Raw genomic sequence first — 19,811 nt, forward strand, 5'->3', positions numbered from 1 at the left:
AAGAGGTGGCCGGGGGTCGCCAAGTGAAAGTTATAAGAAGAATCCGAGGAGAGCGGTATGCGTAATTTTCCTATCCTGAGCTTGTTTGCGCTGGGCGCCGGCATTTCACCCTGGGCTTTGGCCGAGCACGTGGAGCTCAAAGACACCTTGGTCACAGGTGAATATCAGAAGGACCCAACTGCACCGACTATTGCCGAGAAACGCGCGGACTTCTCGCACGTGCCTGGCGGCGCATCGGTAGTCGATGCGGAAACTTACAAGACAGGCCGCAGCAGCACCCTGCAAGATGCCCTGGGCCTGGCCACCGGGGTGTTCATCCAGCCGCGCTTTGGAGCCGAGGAGGCGCGCCTGTCGATTCGTGGCTCCGGCCTGCAACGCACCTTCCACGGCCGTGGCCTGCTGCTGATGCAGGACGGCGCCCAGGTCAACCTTGCCGACGGCAGCTTCGACTTCCAGACCATCGAGCCGCTGGCCGCCGACCACATCGAAGTCCTGCGCGGCGCCAACGCCTGGCGCTATGGCGCGGCGAACCTCGGCGGGGCGATCAACTTCGTCACGCCCACCGGCAAGACGGCGCCACCGGTGGATCTGCGCTATGAAGGCGGCAGCTTTGGCTATCACCGCCTGTATGGCGCTTTTGCCCAGGACTTCGGCGACTGGGACGGTTACCTGAGCATTTCCGACTCAGCCCAGGACGGCTTTCGCGACCACGCAAAGCAGGACAACCAGCGTTACTTCGCCAACCTCGGCGGGCGCATCAATGAGCGACTGTCCACCCGGGTTTACCTGACCCATGTGGAGACCGACTCCGAACTGCCCGGCAACCTGACCAAGGCGCAGCTGCGCCGCGACCCCGAGCAGGCCGCAGCGGGCAACATCACCGGCGATCAACGCCGTGACTTCACCCTCAACCGCGTCGGCAACATCACCACGCTGCAACTGGATGACGGTCACAGCCTGGAGCTGTCCAGTTACTACAGCGAGAAATCGCTGTGGCACCCGATTTTCCAGGTGTTGGATATCAACAGCGAAGACTACGGCCTGCGTCTGGCGCACAAATGGGAGAACGAGCAAGGCTGGCGTTGGACTGGCGGCGTCGAAGCCAGCCAGGGGCGCAACTGGGACTCGCGCTACGTTAACGTCCGCGGGCACAAGGGGCGCAAGGTCAACGAACTGCACCAGACCGCGCGCAACCTGAACGCCTTTGGCGAGCTGGAGGTGCCGCTGGCCGAGCGCTGGGCCTTGATCGGTGGCGTTGCCTGGCTGCACCAGGAGCGCGATGTCGACGACCGCTTCAAGTGCAACGCCTTCGTCACGGCCTTCTGCTTGCCGCAGGATGAGTCGTTCAACGAAACCTACCTGGGTCGTGTTGGTCGTATCGGCCTGCGCCATGACTTGGCCGAGGGCGTGCAGTTGTTCAGCAACTTCAGCCAGAGCTTCGAGCCGCCGACCTTCAGCGAGCTGACCGGCGGCCAGGTGGTGACCAGGAACGACGCACAGAAGGCCAACTCCCTCGAAGCCGGCCTGCGTTGGTCGCGTGACAACCTCGACCTGGATCTGGCGGTCTATCGCAGCGAAATCCGCGATGAGCTGCTGGCGCTCAACGACGGCAACGGCCAGCCGCTGGGCACCATCAACGCCGACCGCACTGTCCACCAGGGCGTCGAGCTGGGCGGGGCGCTGACTCTTGGCCAGATCGTGCTGCGCGGCCAGTACCTGTTCAATGATTTCCGCTTCGACAACGACGAGGTCTACGGCGACAACCGCCTGGCCGGCACTCCCCGCCAGTTCATCAAGGGTGAGGCGTTGTGGCGGCAGGAAGGCTGGTATGCCGGCCCGACCTTTGAGTGGGCGCCAAACCACTACAACGTCGACCAGGCGGAAACCCTGTTCGCTGAAGGCTATGCGATCTGGGGCCTGAAGGGTGGCTATCGACCGAGCGAAGGTTTCGGCTTCTTCGTCGAAGGCCGCAACCTTTCCGATAAAACCTACATCGCCACCACGGGCGTGATCGCCGATGCCAAAGGCCGGGACAGCGCGCAGTTCCTCCCCGGCGATGGCCGCAGCGTGTTCGCCGGCCTGGAGTGGCGGCTATGAGCCCTGTCCGAATTTTCGATTGCTTACCTACAACCGCTGAGTCGCAACCCAGGAGAGACACCATGACCCTGACCAAATCCCTGTTGTTGACCACCCTGCTGACCTGCGCCTGGGGCGTCTCGGCGCAGGAGTACCAGGCCGGAGACCTGCACATCGAGCATCCGTGGTCCCGGGAAATGCCCACGAATGCGCCCACCGCCGCGGCCTACTTCGTCGTGCATAACCAAGGCACCAGCGCCGACCGCCTGCTCGGTGCGGACACCCCGGCAGCAGGCAAGGCCGAACTGCATGAGCATGTGCACAAAGACGGCCTGATGAAGATGCAGCAAGTCCAGGCCGTGGACATCCCCGCTGGTGGCGAGGCGGCCTTCGCATCCATGGGTTACCACGTGATGTTGTTCAACCTGACGCAGCAACTGCGTGACGGTGAGCGCTTCCCGCTGACCTTGCACTTCGAGAAAGCCGGTGACGTGAAGGTTGAGGTGGCGGTGCAGAAAGAAGCGCCCGCAGAACATAAGCACGAACAACAGAACTGAGCCGACGAGCCCTTTTCGCTGAGGGCTCATTCAAGAGGAGTCTTAATCATGACCGAGCCAAGTGGTTCCTTCTACAACCAGGCCTGGCGTTGGCATTTCTATGCCGGGCTGTTCGTGATCCCGTTCCTGATCATGCTGTCGCTGACCGGCATCGTCTACCTGTTCAAACCGCAACTGGATAACCTGCTCTACGCCGACCTGCTGTTGGTGCCGCAGGGCGAGCAACTGCTCAGCGCGGATCAGCAACTGGCGCTGGTCAAACAGGCCTATCCGCAGGCGGCGATCAGCCAGTACTTGCCTCCGGTGGATGTGCAGCACAGCGCACAATTCGTGGTGACTGAAGGCGAGCGCAAGCTCAATGTGTTTCTCGATCCCTACCAAGGCACCGTGCTTGGCACGCAAGACGCCGTGAATAACCTGCAAGCGATCGCCCGCGCCCTGCACGGCGAGTTGCTGATCGGTAAGTTCGGTGATCGGCTGATCGAATTGGCCGCCGGCTGGGCCGTCGTCCTGGTGGTGTCCGGGCTGTATCTCTGGTGGCCGCGCGGCAATGGTTTGCGCGGTGTGCTGTGGCCACGCCTGGCCAATCGCGGCCGGCTACTCTGGCGCGATGTGCATGCGGTTACCGGCTTCTGGGGGGCGCTGCTATTGCTGTTCATGCTGCTGACGGGCATGACCTGGACCGGCTTCTGGGGGGAGACCTTCGCTGGTGTCTGGAACCGCTTCCCAGCCGTGATGTGGAATGAGGTGCCGAAGTCCGCTCAGCAAGCGCGCAGCCTCAACACGGCAGAGGGGCAGACCGTCGCCTGGGCGGTGGAAAATACGCCGATCCCGGCCTCCGATCCGCATGCCGCGCACACTGGGCAGGCCATGAACTCCTCGGCGCCGGTTGCTGCGCAAGTCAGCCTGCAGCAGATTCTCGACATAGCCCGCGCCCAGGACGTGGTAGCGGGTTACAGCGTGACCCTGCCCAAGGGTGGGGAAGGGGTTTACACCATCGCGGTATTCGCCGACGACCCGCGCAACGATGCGACCCTGCATGTCGATCAATACAGCGGCAAGGTGTTGGCCGACGTGCGCTGGCAGGACTATGGCGCGGTGGCGAAAAGCGTGGAAATGGGCGTGGTGCTGCACGAAGGCAAGTTCTTCGGTCTGGCCAACCAACTGCTGATGCTGGCGGTCTGCCTGCTGATTTTGCTCAGTTCGATCAGCGGTCTGGTGATCTGGTGGATGCGCCGCCCACAAGGCAGTCTTGGCGTGCCACCGCTGCGTCACGACCTGCCGCTGTGGAAAACCGCGTTGGTGATCGTTGCCGTGCTCGGTGTGGTTTTCCCATTGGTCGGTGCTTCGCTGGTGGTGATTGGCGCGCTGGATTGGTTGCTGTTTTCGCGCCTGGCGCGTCCCCGAGCAGTGTTGGAAAGATGACGAGAAGCAGTAGCGGCTGAGAATTATTGCTGGCTTAAACCGGCGCATGGACTTATTTTTACGCGGCAATCCCAACCGCTCGAGGAGATTCACATGCGTAAACTTCTGTTGCTTGCTCTCGCCGTCGCTAGCCCGCTGGCGTTCGCCGGGCCGGAATGCACCACTGCCGACAAGGCGCAGTGGCAGGATCAAACCAAGTTCCAGGAGAACCTCAAGACCCAGGGCTACGAGATCAAGAAGTTCAAGGTGACCAAGGGCAACTGCTACGAAATCTACGGCTTCGATAAGGACAAGCGCAAAGTCGAGATCTACTTCGATCCGGTCAGCGGCAAGGTGGTCAAGGAAGAAGTCGAGGGCTAATCCATGAGCCAGGAAACCCTACGCCTTTGGGACCCGGTGGTGCGTGTGTGCCACTGGTCACTGGTAGTCGCCTTTTTCTCCGACTACTTCTTCAATGAAGCGGGCGATGGCTGGCACCGTTGGCTCGGTTACTACGCAGTGGCTTGCGTATTGCTGCGTCTGGTGTGGGGTTTCATTGGTTCAGGAGCGGCGCGTTGGGAGGACTTTTGGCCGACCCCGGCGCGCCTCACCGAGCATGTGCGGGCACTGCTCGGCAGGCAGCCGCATCACCGCCTCGGGCATTCGCCGCTGGGCGGGTTGGTGATGATTTTGATGTTGTCGTTGATGCTGGGGCTGGGCATCACCGGCTTTATGCTGGAAGAAATCGACTACTTCTGGGGCGAAGACCTGCCGCGGGATGTGCATGTGTTCTTCGCCGATGCCCTGTTTGCCCTGATCTGCCTGCATGTGACGGCGGCGCTGGTCGAGAGCTTTAGGCTGAAGGAAAACCTGCCCTTGTCGATGATCACCGGGCGCCGTCGGCAGCGTTAGCGCAGGCGCTTACTCCGCGAGCCGCGTGGGCTGAAGCCCACCCTACAGAGCTGGTAGATCACTGGGTTTGACCCATCCCCGCTGGCAAGCTGGCACCGTTGCGTGCGGCAATTTGTACACCGCCGTTGGCAATGGCGCTGGTGGCCAGATCGAAGACGATGGGATCGCCGCCGTCACGGGGGGCCGCGAAGGCGATCGGGTTGGTGCCGAACAATGCGCTATGGCCGCCATGGGGCACGACGCAGGCAAAGCTGTTGACCAGGTTGAGCGCCACCAGCCCTTCGCGGGCAAAGGGCTCGACATCGGGCCAGAACGCGGTGAAGTGGTGGGAATTGCGAATAGCCAACACAGCGATACCTGAGTTTCGGGCCTTTTCCACCAGCAATTGGCAGGCTGCGGCCAAGGCCGGTTGGGCGAAGCCGTTCGCCGCATCGACCCGCACAAAGCTCGCTGCGACATCCTCGACCACGGGCAGCGCCCGGCGTCCATCCAGCTCGCCGTAAAGCGGGCAAACGGGCTGTTATGACTTGAAGTATTTTTCCCGCACGGCGGCAACGGCGGCCGCCCTGAGCATAGCGATAAACAGCTGCTCGACATCGCTGAGTGGCAGGTTTTCCGGGGTCACCAGGTACACCTCGTTGACCGGCAAATTTTCATAGGGCGGCAGCTGGAAGAGGATGTTCTGCTTCACGAAGGGTTTGGCCCCCTCGACCGTCAGAGCACCAAAACCGACCCCCGCCAGAATCAGGCGGCGCACCTCCTCCTCGTTCGAGGATACCGCCACCAGCTTGCCCCAGAACTGCTGCTCGGCGCGTACCGAGCTGACCGCGCTAAGCCCCTCGCCCGGCTGGTCGCTTTCAAAGGACACGTACGACAGGCCGCGCAAATCCGCGGCCGTCAGCTCTGTGCGACCGTACAAGGGATGCCGGGAGCCACAGTAGAAGGCCATCTGTTCATAACCGAGCAAGTCGAAATGCAGGCCGGTCTGGGCGGTTTTCTTGTTGCTGATACCAATATGCAGCCGCCCTTCCGCCACCGCATTGACGATATCGGCGCTGGGCTGGGCATTGATGCTGATCAACACATTGGGATACAGGCCATGGAACTGCGCCAGGCTGTCATCGAACGACTGACAACTCACATGGCTGGCGACCTGCATATTCAGCTCGCCCAGCACCGCGTCGGCTTCGCCGGCAAACTGTTCGGCCATGTTGTCGATGATGCTGCCGGCCGACGAAACATATTCGTACACCCGCAGCCCCTGCTCGGTTAAGGAAAACATGCCTTTCTTGCGATGGATCAGGCGCATGCCCAGGTGCGCCTCCAGGCGCTTCAAGGCATTGCTGACACTCGGCTGGCTCAGCGACAGTTTGCGCGCCGCGCCGGTGATGCTGCTTTCCTCGACAATCACCAGGAAGGTGTACAACAGGTTCCAGTCCAGATTGCGCAACAAACGCTCACGCGGTGACAACATACGATTCTCTCCCAGGCCAGCCGTCACGGCATGTGCACCGGGCACAACATAGCACTGGCAGCCAGGCCGCGGGCAACTGCACGCCAGGCCGCAAGGGCGCCAAACAAAGCGCCCGAATCGTGAGATCCGGGCGCCTGTGGTTGCACCATCAGTGGGGACGACGCCTCAGTCGACGTCATAGGCCAGCAGGTCCTGGTATTCGGCACGGCGGCGGATCAGGCGGCTGCCTTGCTGCAGATCCACCAGCACCGCGGCGGCAGACTGGCGACCGCAGTACTCGGTCATGTTTTCCAGTGCGTAGGCGCCGACATCGAGCAAGGCGATCACATCACCGATCGCGGTGGCGGCCGGCAATTCACGCATATTGGGTTGATTGATCAATACCTCTTCCAGCAGGCCCCGGTGCTCCTGCAGCGCCGGCGCGGCATTCAGCAAGGCGTTCACCGCACCCTCGCCTTCGATGTCGTAATAGGTGTCGCTGCTGTCGCACAGCGGCCCCACCATGCGGCAGTGCTTGGTCAGCACGTCATCGGCGCGCGAGGCGTTGAGCATATGGAAATACCAGCCGTTATAGATATCGAACAGCACGCTGTAACCGGCATCCAGGTAATACACCGGGTGCTGCTGACGCTGTTTTTCCGCCTCGATGCGGGTGAGCAAAATCGCCGTATCGCTGACCATGCTGCGGCCCGGCTCGACAATGATTTCAATCTGCTCGCCCAACGCCTGGGCAATCGGCTTGATCAGATGTTTGGACAACAGGGCGAAATCGATCGTGGTGCGATAGTTCTCGCAATAATGCGCGGCGACGGTTTGGAAGTTGTCCGCCGCGCTGCTGTAGTTTTTCGGAAAGCCACCGCCCAGGTTCACATGCTCAAGCGGGTAAGGCAGCATCTCCGCCACCTGCTGGAAATAGCCGATCAGGAAGTCCGCTTCCGCCTCATACACCGCAATGTCATTCACCTGGGTGCCGATATGGGCGTGGATGCCGACCATCTTCAAGGCCGCCGGATGTTGCACGATCAGCGCGATGGCTTCGGCCTGCTCCAGGCTGGTCATACCGAACTTGGAGGCCGAGGTGCCGGTCTGCCAGCCGGCCGCCGCGCCGCCCTTGATTTCCGGAATGATGCGCAGGGTCACCTGCGCCTGCTGCTGCAACTCAGTCGCCACCGCGAGGATGCGCGCAAGCTCCGACAGCGAGTCGACGTTGATGGCCTTGATTCCGGCGGCAATCACTTCGCGCAGTTCGCCGATCTGTTTGGCCACTCCGTTGAACACCATGTCCGCCGGGGAATATCCGGCGGCCCGCGCCTTGTAGAACTCGCCGCCGGAATTGACTTCCACCGACAAGCCGCAGTCTTTGAATACCTTCAACACCGCCAGGTTGGCGCAGGCCTTACTGGCAAAGCAGACGCGGGTATTGGCATGTTCGCGGCGGAAGTTACCCAGAATATCCAGGGCATTTTCCCGCAATTTGGCTTCCGAGTAGACATACAGCGGTGAACCATAGCGCGCCAGCAACTCAGCGGCGTTAACCCCATCGATCAGCAATCGATTATTTTCACTATTAAGGTGCTGTTTTCTTTTCCATGGGTGCAACGAGACAACTTGACTCATAATTGATCACTCATTTATGCAAGGGCAGTATTTAAGTTTTGGCTAATTAATCAGTGCTGGCTGGCTAACAACCGACGCAAGTTGCTGGACTGCGGAGAGTTGAATAACTGTTCCGGGCTGCCCTGCTCTTCAATCCGCCCCTGGTGCAAATACACCACCTTGGACGACACCTCGCGGGCAAAGCGCATTTCATGGGTGACCATGATCATGGTGCGGCCTTCCTGGGCCAGCTCGCGAATGACCAGCAGCACCTCGTTGACCAGCTCCGGGTCCAGCGCCGAGGTGGGCTCATCGAACAGCATCACCTCCGGGTCCATGGCCAAGGCGCGGGCAATGGCGACCCGCTGCTTCTGCCCACCGGACAGGCATTCCGGGTACATATGACATTTTTCCAGCATGCCAACCCGTGCTAGCAGGGTTTTCGCCTGCGCCTCGACCTCGTCCTTGTTGCGCTTGAGCACGATGCAAGGCCCCATCATCACGTTCTCCAGCACCGTCATATGCGGCCACAGATTGAACGACTGGAAGACCATGGCCAGACGCGAACGCACCCGCTCGATTTGCCGCTTAAAGCGCCGGGAACGGCCGCCGCGCAAGTTGGGCGCCAGATCGAGTTCCTCGCCATGCACCCGCAACTTGCCGCTGTCCGGAAACTCCAGCAGGTTCATGCAGCGCAGCAAGGTGCTTTTGCCCGAACCGCTGGAGCCGATAATGCTGATGACATCATGCTTTTGCGCCGACAACGAAACGCCTTTCAGAACTTCGACGCCGTCAAACGACTTGTGCAATTCCTCAACTTGCAACGCCGCATTGTTATTGTTAATTGCGTTCATGATGAAGCCCCTGTCTGTACCCGCGTTGCGAGTGGTAGGTCTTTACGTGGTTCGGCAACCCGACAACGCATATGCCGCGTCAAATATCTTTCCAGCCGGCGCCAGAGCAGAACAAACACCGTGGTCATCGCCAGATAAATAAGTGCCGCCCAGAAATACACCGACAAATCGAAGGTCTGCGAGAATATCCGCCGTGTTTGCCCCATCACATCGAGCACCGTAATCACGCTGACCACGGCACTGCCCTTCAACAGCAGAATGATTTCATTACCCAGGGCCGGAAACGCAATCCGGTAGGCATTCGGCAAGATGATCTTTCGATATTGCTGGAACTTGGACAAACCCAGGGCAATGCCAGCCTCGATTTCGCCATAGGGCACGGCCCTCAGGCCACCACGCAATATTTCCACTTGATAGGCGGTGGAGTTGAGGGCGAAGGTCAGCAGTGCACAGTAATAAGGGTCGCGGAAGAACCACCACAGGCCGATCTCGGTCAACTCTGCGCGAAACTGCCCCGAGCCGTAATACACCAGGAACAACTGCGCCAGTAATGGCGTGCCGCGGAAAAACGACACATAGACCCTGATTGGCCAGCGGTAATATGCCTGTTCGCTGCGCCGCAGAATGGCCAGCGGCAACGACAGCGAGCAGGCAATCACTACGGCAATCACCGTGATCTGCAGGGTCATGTTGGCGCCGGCCGTTAACTGACTGGCATAGCGGGTTAAAATTTCAATCATGCTGTTTACCCTCTGCCGTTATGCCGCGCGCAAGCCGCGGTTGGCCCGTTTTTCCATGCGCGCCAGGCAACACTCGAACAGGATGCAAATCGCCCAATAAATCAGGCATACCGCCAGAAAGAATACGAACGGCTTCTTGGTTGTCCCGACCGCCACATTGGCCATGCGCATCAGGTCATTCAGGGCAATCACCGAGACCAGCGCCGTGTCTTTCAACAGGTTGATCCACAAGTTGCCCAGGCCCGGCAGCGCCAGGCGCAGCAGCTGCGGCAACTCGATCAGGCGGAAGATGGTGAAGCGCCGCACGCCCAGGGCCTGAGCGGCTTCCAGCTGGCCCCTGTCCAGCGCCTGCCAGGCCCCGCGCAGGACTTCGCTGGCATAGCCGCCGAAGACCATGCCCAGCGCCAGCACCCCGGCCAGAAACGGGCTCAACTCGAAATAGCCGGACTGCGGGCTGTACCACTTCAGCAGGCTGTTAATCCCCAGCCCGACGCCGTGATAAATGATGAACAGCGTCAGCAACTCGGGCAGCCCGCGGATGGTGGTGGTAAAGGCCACCGCCAGTGAACGGGACACGGGGCGACCGAATAGGCTCACCGCCGCCACCAGCAAACCCAGCAACAAACCCACCGGCAAGGTCGCCACGGCGAGTGACAGGGTGACCCCCAGGCCACTCAGCAACTCATCGCCCCACCCGCCATCACTGAAGCTCAGGTATTTGAGCCACTCCATAGGACATCCTCTTCGCGATCACCAAGGCACACATCTCAACCGGCGCGGAATTACTTTTTCAGCGTCAGCAGGTTGACCGAGAAGAACTTGTCGTTGATGGCTTTATAGGTGCCGTCGGCAATCAGCGCGGCCAGGGCAAGGTTCAGGGATTCACGCAGCTTGTCATCGTCCTGGCGCAGGGCGATGCCGACACCCTGGCCGACATATTGCGGATCGCTGATCGGCTCGCCGGCCAGCTTGCAGCAACTGCCGTCGTCCGACTTCTGGGTCCAGTCGAGCATGGGAATCATGTCGCCTACCTGCGCATCCAGACGCCCGGAAACCAGGTCCAGGTTCACCGCATCCTGGGTTGGATACAGGCGCACATCGGAATCGGGGAAGACGGCGGTCAGATAGTCGGCCTGGGTGGTCGAGCCTTGCGCGCCGATGGTTTTACCGGCCATGGCGGCCGGGGAGAAATCACTCAGGGACGAGTCCTTCGGCACCACGAAGGTCATCGCCGATTTTTGGTAGGGGTCGGTGAAATCGACTTTCTGCCGGCGCTCATCGGTAATGAACATCGAGGCGATGATCAGATCGTATTTGTTCGCCAGTAAGGCCGGGATGATGCCGTCCCAGTCCTGGGCCACGAACGAACATTGGGCCTGCATTTTTGCACACAGCGCGCGGCCAATTTCGATATCAAAGCCGGCCAACTTGCCGTCGGCGGTAAAATAATTGAACGGTGGGTACGCCCCTTCCGTGGCGATGCGCAAGGTAGGTGCTTCAGTCGCTATGACTGCGGTGACCGGAAGCATGGCGACCACGGCAGACAGTGCCAACGAACGTAGAGTCTTATTCATATTGTTTTCCTCTGGAGTCAGGTTTCGCGCTGAGAGGGCTAGCCGCATCGCCACCCCCTTTGGAAGCAGGCGTTGCTGGAGCCTGCGAATTAGCATCTGCCGCGCCCTAGCATTTATCAAATGCATAGTTTTTATATCATGCATAATCGCAGGCTATGCATTTGCCCTGCAGTGGCTCCAACCTTCCACGTCAGCTAGTTGTCGCCTGAACTGACTCATCAAAACGGCAAATCAGGCCAGCGCCTAGGCCGGGAGCGGCGCCATCGCGGGAGTGTCGAGCAGAAGCTGGCCATGGCTCGCGAGAGCCTGGATCCAGGACAAAGCGTTTCGGTTGTGGTTCGACGCAACGGCATCAATGCCCACGTATGGTCACGACCAAGCTGGCCTTCTCGCGCAGCTTCGACTTCCAGATCTACCTCTGGGCGGCAGTGCTGTATCTGCTGATTGTCGAAGTCGTGAGGCGTAGTTTGAAAATCATCGAAGGGCGCTTGAGGCGTCACCTGGGTTAGGCCACTTTTCACTGGGCGCTGCGCGGTGAACCGTGTGCGCCAGAGTCCGAAGGATTAATCCATGCACTGCGAAACCATGGTTCTGGGGGCCGGCATTGTCGGCGTCTGCACCGCGCTACACCTGCAAGCCCGTGGCCGCAAGGTCGTGCTGATCGACCGCGGCGAGCCGGGCAGCGGCACCAGCCATGGCAATGCCGGGCTGATCGAGCGCTCCCGCGTGATCCCTTACGCCTTCCCCCGACAGCTTTCCAGCCTGCTGCGTTATGGGCTCAACCGCGAGTCAGACGTGCGCTACAGCTTTAGCTACTTGCCCAAAGTCGGACCTTGGCTGTTCAAGTACTGGCAGAACTCGTCGCCACAGCGCCTGGCAGAAGCCACCCGGGCCATGTTGCCGTTGGTGGAGCGTTGTGTGGTTGAGCACGACTTGCTCGCCGAGGCGGCCGGGATCACCGAACTGATCAAAGCCAGCGGCTGGATCGGGGTCTTCCGTAACCAGCCGGCCTTTGACAAGGGCTTGGCCGAAGCAGCGGCACTCAAACCCTATGGGTTACGTTATGAGGTGCTGAATAAACAGCAGCTGCACGAACGCGAGCCGAGCCTGCATGACAACGCTCTGGGCGGCATTCACTGGCTGGACCCGAAAACCGTCAGCGATCCCGGCGCCTTGACCCGTGGCTATGCGGATTTATTCGTTAAGCGTGGCGGCCAGTTCGTCAAAGGTGATGCTTTGACTTTGCAACAGGTTTCCGGTCAATGGCAGGTCAGCAGTGAGCAGGGGCAAGTGCTGGCAGCCGAAGTGGTCGTCGCCCTCGGCCCGCAATCCGCGGCGTTGTTCGAGCCCTTGGGTTATCGGATTCCGCTGGCGATCAAGCGCGGTTATCACATGCACTATGGCTCACCACCGGGCGTGCAATTGCTGCACTCGATTGTCGATACCCAAGGCGGCTATGTCCTGGCGCCCATGGCCCAAGGCATACGCCTGACCACCGGTATCGAATTTGCCGCCAGCGACGCACCGGTCAATGAAATCCAGTTACGCCGCTGCGAAGTCATCGCCCGCACGCTCTACCCACTGGGCGAACGCCTCGACCCGGAGCCGTGGCTCGGTCTGCGCCCGTGCTTGCCGGATATGCGCCCCGTGATCGGTCCGGCACCCCTGCACAAAGGGCTGTGGTTCAACTTTGGTCACGCCCACCATGGCCTGACGCTGGGTCCGGTCAGCGGTCGCTTGCTGGCGGAAATGATGACCACCAATACGCCCTTTACCGATCCCGCACCCTACAGCGCCGAGCGCTTCAACTAGGTTGGAGGCAAGACCATGTCAGCGACCAACACCCAAGCGCAGCGTGTCGAGACGCTCGCCCAGCCAGTCGCCGCTGCGCTTGATACGCGCAAGGTGGCCGTGGCTATCGAAGGCTTGAACAAGTTCTATGGTGCTTATCATGTACTGCACGACATCAACCTGAGTGTGCGTGCAGGCGAGCGCATCGTTTTGTGCGGGCCGTCGGGCTCAGGTAAGTCCACCTTGATTCGCTGCATCAACCGCCTGGAAATTGCCGAGGTCGGTAGCATTCTGGTTAATGACACCGACCTCTCCCTATCGACCCGTCAGGCGGCGAAAGTGCGCGGTGAGGTGGGTATGGTGTTTCAGCACTTCAACCTCTTTCCCCATATGAGCGTTCTGCAAAATTGCACCTTGGCGCCGATGTCGGCGCTCGGCTATTCGCGGAAAAAAGCCGAAGAGCTGGACCGAGGGATTTAAAAGCGCAAGGCCAGGTTGGCACCCAGCAGCAATAACCCACAGAAGAACCACTGGCGAAAGCGCTCCTGGCTGATCCGTTGACGTAGCCACTGGCCGAGGAACATCCCGCCCAGCGCCGGTAGCAAGGCCAGCAGCGAAGCACCGAATAACGGCCCCTGTTGCAGCGTATCGCTATGCATCAGGCTGATGGCTAGGGCAAGGGTGGAGGCCATGAAGGATAATCCCAGCGCCTGAATCAGCTCCTCCTTCTGCAAACCCAGCGCCTGCAGATAGGGTACGGACGGAATCACAAAGACCCCGGTGACAGCCGTGACGGCCCCCGTGAGTGCGCCGATCACCGGGGCAAGCCAGTGCTCGGTGGCCGGCGTCACCTGGAAATGCACCTTGCCCAGCCCGAGCAGCGCATAGGCCACCAGTGCGATACCGAGCACCGAAGTGGCGTAGTGGAGTGGTTGACTGCCGAGCAGCCAGCTGGCGGCCAGGGTGCCGATGAAGATCCCCAGCAGCATTGGCCAGAGCCTGTGCAACAGCGCAGTGAAGCGTGAACCGCCGGTCAGTTGCCAGATATTGGTGACCACCGAGGGCGCAATGAGCAAGGCGGCCGCCTGCAATGGCGGCATGCTCAGACCGAGCAGGCCAACCGCGATGGTAGGCAGGCCGAGGCCGACCACGCCTTTGACGAAGCCGGCGAGGAGGAAGGTCAGGGCGATGAACAGGATCAGTGGAGCGCTAGGTTCGAACATGGCCGGTTTTGCATCCTTGTATGGGAGCCCGCTATGCGGCTGGCTTGGCGGGCGTTGATTTCCTGTTCAGTATGTTGGCCTGCCCAGTGGGTTGTTTCGCCATGGAGTGAACAATGGATTACGCACCGAATATCAGCTTGATCGCCTCCCTGCTCGCCGACCCTGGGCGGGCGGCAATAATCTGGGCATTGATGGATGGCACCTCAAGGCCGGCTGGTGAGCTGGCGATTCTCGCCGACCTGTCGCCATCTTCTGCCAGCGGCCACTTGGCACGCCTGACCGAGGGTGGCGTGCTGACCTTGGAGGCGCGCGGCCGGAGTCGCTATTACCGGATCGCGGCAGCGGAAATCGGCGCAGCGGTAGAGGCCCTGGTCAGTGCTTCACAAGCCAGTCAGACGCAGCGTGCCCGCGCCATCCCGACTTCGCGCAGTACGCCGTTGCCTCTGCGTCATGCACGCACCTGCTATGACCACTTGGCCGGAGAGCTGGCGGTTGCGGTGTACGAGCGCATGCTCGGCGCGGGCTGGATAGTGCAGGACGGCAAACGCGTGGAACTCACGGCAAGCGGCGCCAGCGGCCTGGCGGAGCTGGGCATCGATGTGCAGGCCGAAAGCAAACGCCGCCGCCAATTCGCCTGTGCCTGCCCCGACTGGAGCGAGCGTAAGCCGCATCTGGGCGGCGCCTTGGGGGCGGCGTTGTTGCAAGCGTGTGTGCAGTTGCGTTGGCTGCGGGCGATGAAGGACTCGCGGGCGTTGCATGTGTCCCCCAGCGGTAGCCGGGAAATCCCGCGCATTGCGGCGCAGGTCTCCCGCTAGCGCTCAGCCTTTGACCAGTCGTGCATCCAGGCTGTTCTGCGCCAGGCGCTTGGCCTGCTCTTCGGTCATGCCCAGGCTTTGGTGCAAGGCGGCGAAGTTCTCGGTGACGTAGCCGCCGAAGTACGCCGGGTCGTCCGAATTCACCGTGACCTTCACGCCTTGCTCGAGCATGTCGAGGATGTTGTGGTGCTTCATGTCCTCGAACACGCAGAGCTTGGTGTTCGACAGCGGGCAGACGGTCAGCGGGATTTGCTCGTCGATCAGCCGCTGCATCAGGAGCGGGTCTTCGCTGGCGCGTACGCCATGGTCGATGCGGCTGACCTTCAACAGGTCCAGGGCTTGCCAGATGTATTCCGGCGGGCCTTCTTCGCCGGCGTGGGCGACGGTCAAAAAGCCTTCGCTGCGCGCGCGGTCGAACACCCGTTGGAACTTGCTCGGCGGATTGCCCATCTCGGAACTGTCCAGGCCGACGGCAAAAAAGGCGTCGCGATAGGGCAGGGCTTGCTCGAAGGTTTTCTGTGCGTGTTCTTCCGGCAGGTGGCGGAGGAAGCTGAGGATCAGGCCGCTGCTGATACCGAGCTGCTGGCGACCATCTTTCAGTGCCGTGGCGATCCCGTTGAGGGCGACCTCGAAAGGAATACCGCGCTCGGTGTGGGTTTGCGGATCGTAGAACGGTTCGGTGTGAATCACGTTCTGGGCTTTGCAGCGTTGCAGATAAGCCCAGGTCAGATCGTAGAAGTCCTGCTCAGTGCGCAGTACAGCGGCGCCCTGGTAATAGAGGTCGAGGAATTCCTGCAGGTTGTTGAAGGCGTAGGCACTGCGCAGGGTTTCCACGTCGGCCCAGGGCAGGGCGATCTTGTTGCGCTCGGCCAGGGCGAACAGCAGCTCCGGTTCCAGTGAGCCTTCCAGGTGCAGGTGCAGTTCGGCCTTGGGCAAGGCGTTGAGCCAGTCGTACATAAGTCAGAGCCTGGTTTGCGGGTAATGCCGAGCAGTTTAGCTGACCGGCAGGACAGAATCCCCAGTGAAGCAACGGCTTTGTCTACGCTGCCTGTTGCGCAGTCGCGTGACAACAACTACCTGGCCACAACGTCGAACCCGTAGGAGCGAGCCTGTGACCCACATGGATGTGGGGAATGCCGCAAGCCGTAAGGAACGGCTGCGGCCTCGCGAAGCTTTTGTGTTGCCTGCCTTCGCTAGCAGAGCTAGCTCCTACAAAGAGCTGCCGTTGCGCAACTGCCTGACGACAACGCCGAACCCGTAGGAGCGAGCTTGCTCGCGAAGCTTTTGCGTTGCCTGCCTTCGCTAGCAGAGCTAGCTCCTACAAAGAGCTGCCGTTGCGCAACTGCCCGACGACAACGTCGAACCCGTAGGAGCGAGCTCTGCTCGCGAAGCTTTTGCGTTGCCTGCCTTCGCTAGCAGAGCTAGCTCCTACAAAGAGCTGCCGTTGCGCAACTGGCTGACGACAATGCCGAACCCGTAGGAGCGAGCTCTGCTCGCGAAGCTTTTGTGTTGCCTGCCTTCGCTAGCAGAGCTAGCTCCTACAAAGAGCTGTCGTTGCGCAACTGGCTGACGACAACGCCGAACCTGTAGGAGCGAGCTTGCTCGCGAAGCATGTGATTGCCTGTGTTCGCGAGCCAGCCCCTGCGGTTGCTTTACCCCGCGATCAACTGGCGCGCCGCCTCACGGTGCGAGCGGATCAGCTGTTGCAGGTCGAGCCCTTCAATCTGCCCATCGACTACCCGCCAATTGCCGCCGATCATCACCCGGTCGGCCCTATCGGCGCCGCAGAGCAGCAAGGCCGAGAGCGGATCGTGGCTGCCGGAGAAACGCAGTTCATCCAGCTTGAACAGCGCCAGGTCAGCCTGTTTGCCGACCGCCAACTCACCGATATCGCTGCGACCGAGTAGCTTGGCCGAGCCGCGGGTGGCCCAGCCGAGGGCCACTTGCGGGGTGATCTTCTCGGCACCATAGCGCAGCCGTTGCAGGTACAGGGCCTGGCGGGCTTCGAGGATCAGGTTGGAGGCATCGTTGGAGGCCGAGCCATCGACTCCCAGACCAATCGGCGCGCCGGCTGCTTCCAGATCCAGGGTCGGGCAGATGCCCGAGGCCAGGCGCATATTCGAGCTGGGGCAGTGGCAAATGCCAGTGCCGGCGGCGCCGAGGCGGGCGATTTCGTCCGGGTTGAAGTGGATGCCGTGGGCCAGCCAGGTACGCGGGCCGAGCCAGCCGACGCTGTCCAGATAATCCACGGTGCGCAGACCAAAGCGTTGCAGGCAGAAGTCCTCCTCATCGAGGGTTTCCGCCAGGTGCGTATGTAGGCGCACGTCATGTTTTTCTGCCAGTTCGGCGCTGGCGCGCATGATTTCCGGGGTGACTGAGAACGGCGAGCAGGGAGCCAGGGCGATCTGGATTTGCGCCCCGTCGCCACGCTCATGGTACTGGCCGATCAGCCGTTGGCTGTCCTCCAGAATCACTTCGCCCTGCTGCACGGTCTGCTGCGGTGGCAGGCCGCCATCGGCTTCACCCAGACTCATCGAACCACGGGTGAGCATGGCGCGCATGCCCAACTCACGGACTACGTCGACCTGGACGTCGATGGCTTCTTCCAGGCCACCGGGGAACAGATAGTGGTGATCCGCCGCCGTGGTGCAGCCGGACAGCAGTAGTTCGGCCAGCGCCACCTGTGTGGCCAGCGCCAGTTTCTCCGGCGTCAAGCGGGCCCACACCGGGTAGAGGGTTTTCAGCCAGGGAAACAGCGGTTGATTGACCACCGGCGCCCAGGCGCGGGTGAGGGTTTGGTAGAAGTGGTGATGGGTGTTGATCAGCCCCGGCAGCAGCACATGCTCGCGGGCATCGAAGGTTTGATCGCAGGGTGTCGCGGGTTGCTGGCCGGCAGCGAGAACTTCGGCGATCACGCCGTTTTCAATCACCAGGCCACCACGGGCGTCGAGGTCATTGGCGGTGAAGATGGCTTGCGGGTTACGCAGCCAGAGACGGTTAGCAGCCATTGGCAGGCTCCTCTGAGGTTTAAGTTCAGGTTCGCCAGCTCAGTTTTACCCTGTCTGCTGATCCAGGTACGCCCCGCTCGATAGCCGCGGGGCGTGGCGGCAAAGATAAAGCCTTAAGCCGCACTTGTCATGTGTCGTGCTGGCTTTGGTAAGTGTGGACTTATCCCCACGTCGTTGCCGCGCAGGCGGGAAACCAGAGCGTTACACGCCTGAGCTCTAGGCCTTCACCAGGGAATGGTCTGGCCCTGATAGTCGATGAAATGATGCTCACCGCTGCCGGCGTAGCGCTCAATCTGCGCCAGCAGCCCCAGGCAGCTGGTCTCGACATCCAGGGTGGCCCCTGCGCCGCCCATGTCGGTCCGTACCCAGCCCGGATGCAGCGACAATACGGTCAGTTGGTTCTCGCCCAGTTCGCAGACGAAGCTGTTGGTCAGCGAGTTGAGGGCGGCCTTGCTCGCCTTGTACAGCGCCAGATTGCTGCCTTCCTGGTTGGCGACACTGCCCAGCACCGAACTCATGAAGGCCAGCACGCCGCTGCCCTTGCGGAGATGCAGGGCGAAGCGTTCGGCCAGGCGAATCGGCGCTATCGCATTGGTCATAAACAACTGCGCGACTTCTGCCGCGGTGGCGGCGCTGGCGGATTGGTGCGCCGGGCCGGAGATCCCGGCGTTGACGAACAGTAGATCGAACACCTGCCCCTCAAGCCGCTGCTCCAGCGCGCTTAATTGCTGGGCGTCGTCGATATCCAACTGTTCGATCTGCACGCCGGGCAGTGCTTGCAGCGCTTCGGCGCGCGCCAGATCGCGCACGCTGGCGGTGACGTGCCAGCCGTCCGCCTGCAACTGTTTCACCAAGCCCAGGCCAAGCCCGCGCGAGGCGCCGATGATCAATGCTGTTTTTGCCTGTGCCATAGCCGTACCGATGCCCCGTCACGATGAGTTCAAGCCACAGCATACCGGCAAGCAGGTGCGAGGCCGAACCCGCTTTGACTCATCAGTTAACGGGTACATAGCCAATTTAGTCCGTCGGCGCCTGACTCCGTAGGCTGGGTAGAGCGCAGCCTACGGTCTGCAGCCCACCACCGTCGCCAGCTCGGTCCGCGACCGTAGGTTGGTGCTGAATGAAGTGATGCCCAACAAGGAGCCGCTTGCGGCTCCCGGCACAAACGTGGTTCCAGGGCACCGAGCGCCGGCTCGCCGTTTCATAGACACCGCAGCGCCTCGCGGCCACGGCTGATATCCGTCACCAGCCGCTGCAGTTCATCGAAACGTGCCGCCGGTACAGCCAGTTGCAGCTCGGCGCCGCTGGCATCGAAGGCTTCGCTTTCGAGCAGCGCTTCCAACTCAGGCAGGCGCGCCTTGAACAGCGGCAGTTCGGCAAAGCTACAGTGAAAGCCGCAGCGCGTGCGCGCCACCAATGCGACCCGTTCGGCTGCCTGCAGGCACTTGCTGGCGCTGCCGCCATAGGCGCGCGCCAAACCGCCGGTGCCAAGTTGGATGCCGCCGTACCAGCGAGTAACGACCACCGCCACCTGATCGCAGTCCTGCCCTTCGATGGCCGCGAGGATCGGCCGGCCTGCCGTACCACCGGGTTCGCCGTCATCGCTGAAACGGTACTGCTGGCCGACCTTCCAGGCCCAGCAGTTGTGCGTGGCGCTGCGATCGCTGACCTGCTCGATAAAGGCCTGTGCTTCGGCCGCGCTGCTGACCGGTGCGGCCTGGGCGAGAAAGCGGCTTTTGCGGATATCCTCGCGGTACTCGCAAGGCGCACTGAGGCTGAAGGGCATG

Annotated in this window: 18 protein-coding genes and 3 pseudogenes; 9 read left to right on the plus strand and 12 right to left on the minus strand. The window is 61.3% G+C overall.

Going from position 1 to position 19,811, the window contains the following annotated elements:
- Positions 1-57: 57 nt before the first annotated feature.
- From D3879_RS08850 to D3879_RS08870, 5 genes are all read left to right on the plus strand, one after another.
- Positions 58-2,097, plus strand: coding sequence for a TonB-dependent receptor family protein (locus D3879_RS08850; RefSeq protein WP_119953744.1), 2,040 nt, complete (start codon positions 58-60; stop codon positions 2,095-2,097).
- A gap of 62 nt (positions 2,098-2,159) precedes the next feature.
- Complete coding sequence (locus tag D3879_RS08855) at positions 2,160-2,633, plus strand: copper chaperone PCu(A)C (RefSeq protein WP_119953747.1); 474 nt, start codon at positions 2,160-2,162, stop codon at positions 2,631-2,633.
- Positions 2,634-2,681: 48 nt separating this feature from the next.
- Positions 2,682-4,058, plus strand: coding sequence for a PepSY-associated TM helix domain-containing protein (locus D3879_RS08860; RefSeq protein WP_119953749.1), 1,377 nt, complete (start codon positions 2,682-2,684; stop codon positions 4,056-4,058).
- Positions 4,059-4,151: 93 nt separating this feature from the next.
- Positions 4,152-4,418, plus strand: coding sequence for a PepSY domain-containing protein (locus D3879_RS08865; RefSeq protein ID WP_119953751.1), 267 nt, complete (start codon positions 4,152-4,154; stop codon positions 4,416-4,418).
- Positions 4,419-4,421: 3 nt separating this feature from the next.
- Positions 4,422-4,949, plus strand: coding sequence for a cytochrome b/b6 domain-containing protein (locus D3879_RS08870; RefSeq protein WP_119953753.1), 528 nt, complete (start codon positions 4,422-4,424; stop codon positions 4,947-4,949).
- A 70-nt stretch (positions 4,950-5,019) separates the two neighbouring features.
- On the opposite strand, the pseudogene D3879_RS08875 reads toward D3879_RS08870, so the two are convergent.
- The 7 genes and pseudogenes from D3879_RS08875 to D3879_RS08905 form a co-directional block, all read right to left on the minus strand.
- A pseudogene (locus D3879_RS08875) lies at positions 5,020-5,430 on the minus strand (Ldh family oxidoreductase); the annotation flags it as partial.
- A 39-nt stretch (positions 5,431-5,469) separates the two neighbouring features.
- On the minus strand, positions 5,470-6,423 hold the full coding sequence (locus D3879_RS08880) for a LysR family transcriptional regulator (RefSeq protein ID WP_119953755.1): 954 nt from the start codon (positions 6,421-6,423) through the stop codon (positions 5,470-5,472).
- Between the two features lie 165 nt (positions 6,424-6,588).
- Positions 6,589-8,040, minus strand: a complete 1,452-nt coding sequence (locus D3879_RS08885) for a diaminopimelate decarboxylase family protein (protein ID WP_119953758.1) — start codon at positions 8,038-8,040, stop codon at positions 6,589-6,591.
- Between the two features lie 50 nt (positions 8,041-8,090).
- The gene (locus D3879_RS08890; RefSeq protein WP_119953760.1) at positions 8,091-8,873 is read right to left on the minus strand and encodes an ATP-binding cassette domain-containing protein; all 783 of its coding nucleotides are present in this window, start codon (positions 8,871-8,873) and stop codon (positions 8,091-8,093) included.
- On the minus strand, positions 8,870-9,613 hold the full coding sequence (locus tag D3879_RS08895; RefSeq protein WP_119953763.1) for an ABC transporter permease: 744 nt from the start codon (positions 9,611-9,613) through the stop codon (positions 8,870-8,872). Before D3879_RS08895 ends, D3879_RS08890 begins: the two co-directional genes overlap by 4 nt.
- A gap of 18 nt (positions 9,614-9,631) precedes the next feature.
- Entirely contained in the window at positions 9,632-10,345 is a 714-nt protein-coding gene (locus tag D3879_RS08900; RefSeq protein ID WP_119953765.1) for an ABC transporter permease, read from the minus strand.
- Between the two features lie 50 nt (positions 10,346-10,395).
- On the minus strand, positions 10,396-11,187 hold the full coding sequence (locus D3879_RS08905) for a transporter substrate-binding domain-containing protein (protein WP_119953767.1): 792 nt from the start codon (positions 11,185-11,187) through the stop codon (positions 10,396-10,398).
- A gap of 365 nt (positions 11,188-11,552) precedes the next feature.
- Between D3879_RS08905 and D3879_RS08915 the strand changes: the two are divergent.
- The 3 genes and pseudogenes from D3879_RS08915 to D3879_RS08925 form a co-directional block, all read left to right on the plus strand.
- Positions 11,553-11,696, plus strand: a pseudogene (locus D3879_RS08915) (ABC transporter permease); the annotation flags it as partial.
- A gap of 61 nt (positions 11,697-11,757) precedes the next feature.
- Complete coding sequence (locus D3879_RS08920) at positions 11,758-12,999, plus strand: NAD(P)/FAD-dependent oxidoreductase (protein WP_119953771.1); 1,242 nt, start codon at positions 11,758-11,760, stop codon at positions 12,997-12,999.
- A gap of 15 nt (positions 13,000-13,014) precedes the next feature.
- Positions 13,015-13,449 (plus strand): annotated as a pseudogene (locus D3879_RS08925) (ATP-binding cassette domain-containing protein); the annotation flags it as partial.
- Between the two features lie 5 nt (positions 13,450-13,454).
- On the opposite strand, the gene D3879_RS08930 reads toward D3879_RS08925, so the two are convergent.
- Positions 13,455-14,201 (minus strand): sulfite exporter TauE/SafE family protein, encoded by a 747-nt coding sequence (locus D3879_RS08930; RefSeq protein WP_119953773.1) that lies wholly within the window; start codon positions 14,199-14,201, stop codon positions 13,455-13,457.
- Positions 14,202-14,314: 113 nt separating this feature from the next.
- Between D3879_RS08930 and D3879_RS08935 the strand changes: the two genes are divergently transcribed.
- Positions 14,315-15,016, plus strand: coding sequence for an ArsR/SmtB family transcription factor (locus tag D3879_RS08935; RefSeq protein WP_119953775.1), 702 nt, complete (start codon positions 14,315-14,317; stop codon positions 15,014-15,016).
- Positions 15,017-15,019: 3 nt separating this feature from the next.
- Here the strand turns inward: D3879_RS08935 and D3879_RS08940 are convergent, their stop codons facing one another.
- From D3879_RS08940 to D3879_RS08955, 4 genes are all read right to left on the minus strand, one after another.
- Positions 15,020-15,973 carry an adenosine deaminase gene (locus D3879_RS08940; RefSeq protein WP_119953777.1) on the minus strand — a complete coding sequence of 318 codons (954 nt, stop codon included), beginning with the start codon at positions 15,971-15,973 and terminating at the stop codon, positions 15,020-15,022.
- A 695-nt stretch (positions 15,974-16,668) separates the two neighbouring features.
- On the minus strand, positions 16,669-18,024 hold the full coding sequence (locus D3879_RS08945) for an 8-oxoguanine deaminase (RefSeq protein WP_119953780.1): 1,356 nt from the start codon (positions 18,022-18,024) through the stop codon (positions 16,669-16,671).
- Positions 18,025-18,248: 224 nt separating this feature from the next.
- A complete protein-coding gene (locus tag D3879_RS08950) occupies positions 18,249-18,935 on the minus strand; it encodes an SDR family oxidoreductase (protein ID WP_119953782.1) in 687 nt (228 codons plus the stop codon).
- Positions 18,936-19,225: 290 nt separating this feature from the next.
- Positions 19,226-19,810 carry an IMPACT family protein gene (locus D3879_RS08955; protein WP_119953784.1) on the minus strand — a complete coding sequence of 195 codons (585 nt, stop codon included), beginning with the start codon at positions 19,808-19,810 and terminating at the stop codon, positions 19,226-19,228.
- Position 19,811: the final 1 nt, after the last annotated feature.

Source organism: Pseudomonas cavernicola, from assembly GCF_003596405.1.
In the GTDB taxonomy this organism is placed as follows: domain Bacteria; phylum Pseudomonadota; class Gammaproteobacteria; order Pseudomonadales; family Pseudomonadaceae; genus Aquipseudomonas; species Aquipseudomonas cavernicola.

What these genes read in the sequence shown, in the direction of transcription:
- D3879_RS08940 (WP_119953777.1), bottom strand. Translation starts at nt 15,973, where the DNA reads ATGTACGACTGGCTCAACGCCTTGCCCAAGGCCGAACTGCACCTGCAC.
- D3879_RS08865 (WP_119953751.1), top strand. Translation starts at nt 4,152, where the DNA reads ATGCGTAAACTTCTGTTGCTTGCTCTCGCCGTCGCTAGCCCGCTGGCG.
- D3879_RS08955 (WP_119953784.1), bottom strand. Translation starts at nt 19,810, where the DNA reads ATGCCCTTCAGCCTCAGTGCGCCTTGCGAGTACCGCGAGGATATCCGC.
- D3879_RS08950 (WP_119953782.1), bottom strand. Translation starts at nt 18,935, where the DNA reads ATGGCACAGGCAAAAACAGCATTGATCATCGGCGCCTCGCGCGGGCTT.
- D3879_RS08905 (WP_119953767.1), bottom strand. Translation starts at nt 11,187, where the DNA reads ATGAATAAGACTCTACGTTCGTTGGCACTGTCTGCCGTGGTCGCCATG.
- D3879_RS08885 (WP_119953758.1), bottom strand. Translation starts at nt 8,040, where the DNA reads ATGAGTCAAGTTGTCTCGTTGCACCCATGGAAAAGAAAACAGCACCTT.
- D3879_RS08935 (WP_119953775.1), top strand. Translation starts at nt 14,315, where the DNA reads ATGGATTACGCACCGAATATCAGCTTGATCGCCTCCCTGCTCGCCGAC.
- D3879_RS08945 (WP_119953780.1), bottom strand. Translation starts at nt 18,024, where the DNA reads ATGGCTGCTAACCGTCTCTGGCTGCGTAACCCGCAAGCCATCTTCACC.
- D3879_RS08850 (WP_119953744.1), top strand. Translation starts at nt 58, where the DNA reads ATGCGTAATTTTCCTATCCTGAGCTTGTTTGCGCTGGGCGCCGGCATT.
- D3879_RS08855 (WP_119953747.1), top strand. Translation starts at nt 2,160, where the DNA reads ATGACCCTGACCAAATCCCTGTTGTTGACCACCCTGCTGACCTGCGCC.
- D3879_RS08900 (WP_119953765.1), bottom strand. Translation starts at nt 10,345, where the DNA reads ATGGAGTGGCTCAAATACCTGAGCTTCAGTGATGGCGGGTGGGGCGAT.
- D3879_RS08870 (WP_119953753.1), top strand. Translation starts at nt 4,422, where the DNA reads ATGAGCCAGGAAACCCTACGCCTTTGGGACCCGGTGGTGCGTGTGTGC.
- D3879_RS08890 (WP_119953760.1), bottom strand. Translation starts at nt 8,873, where the DNA reads ATGAACGCAATTAACAATAACAATGCGGCGTTGCAAGTTGAGGAATTG.
- D3879_RS08895 (WP_119953763.1), bottom strand. Translation starts at nt 9,613, where the DNA reads ATGATTGAAATTTTAACCCGCTATGCCAGTCAGTTAACGGCCGGCGCC.
- D3879_RS08860 (WP_119953749.1), top strand. Translation starts at nt 2,682, where the DNA reads ATGACCGAGCCAAGTGGTTCCTTCTACAACCAGGCCTGGCGTTGGCAT.
- D3879_RS08920 (WP_119953771.1), top strand. Translation starts at nt 11,758, where the DNA reads ATGCACTGCGAAACCATGGTTCTGGGGGCCGGCATTGTCGGCGTCTGC.
- D3879_RS08880 (WP_119953755.1), bottom strand. Translation starts at nt 6,423, where the DNA reads ATGTTGTCACCGCGTGAGCGTTTGTTGCGCAATCTGGACTGGAACCTG.
- D3879_RS08930 (WP_119953773.1), bottom strand. Translation starts at nt 14,201, where the DNA reads ATGTTCGAACCTAGCGCTCCACTGATCCTGTTCATCGCCCTGACCTTC.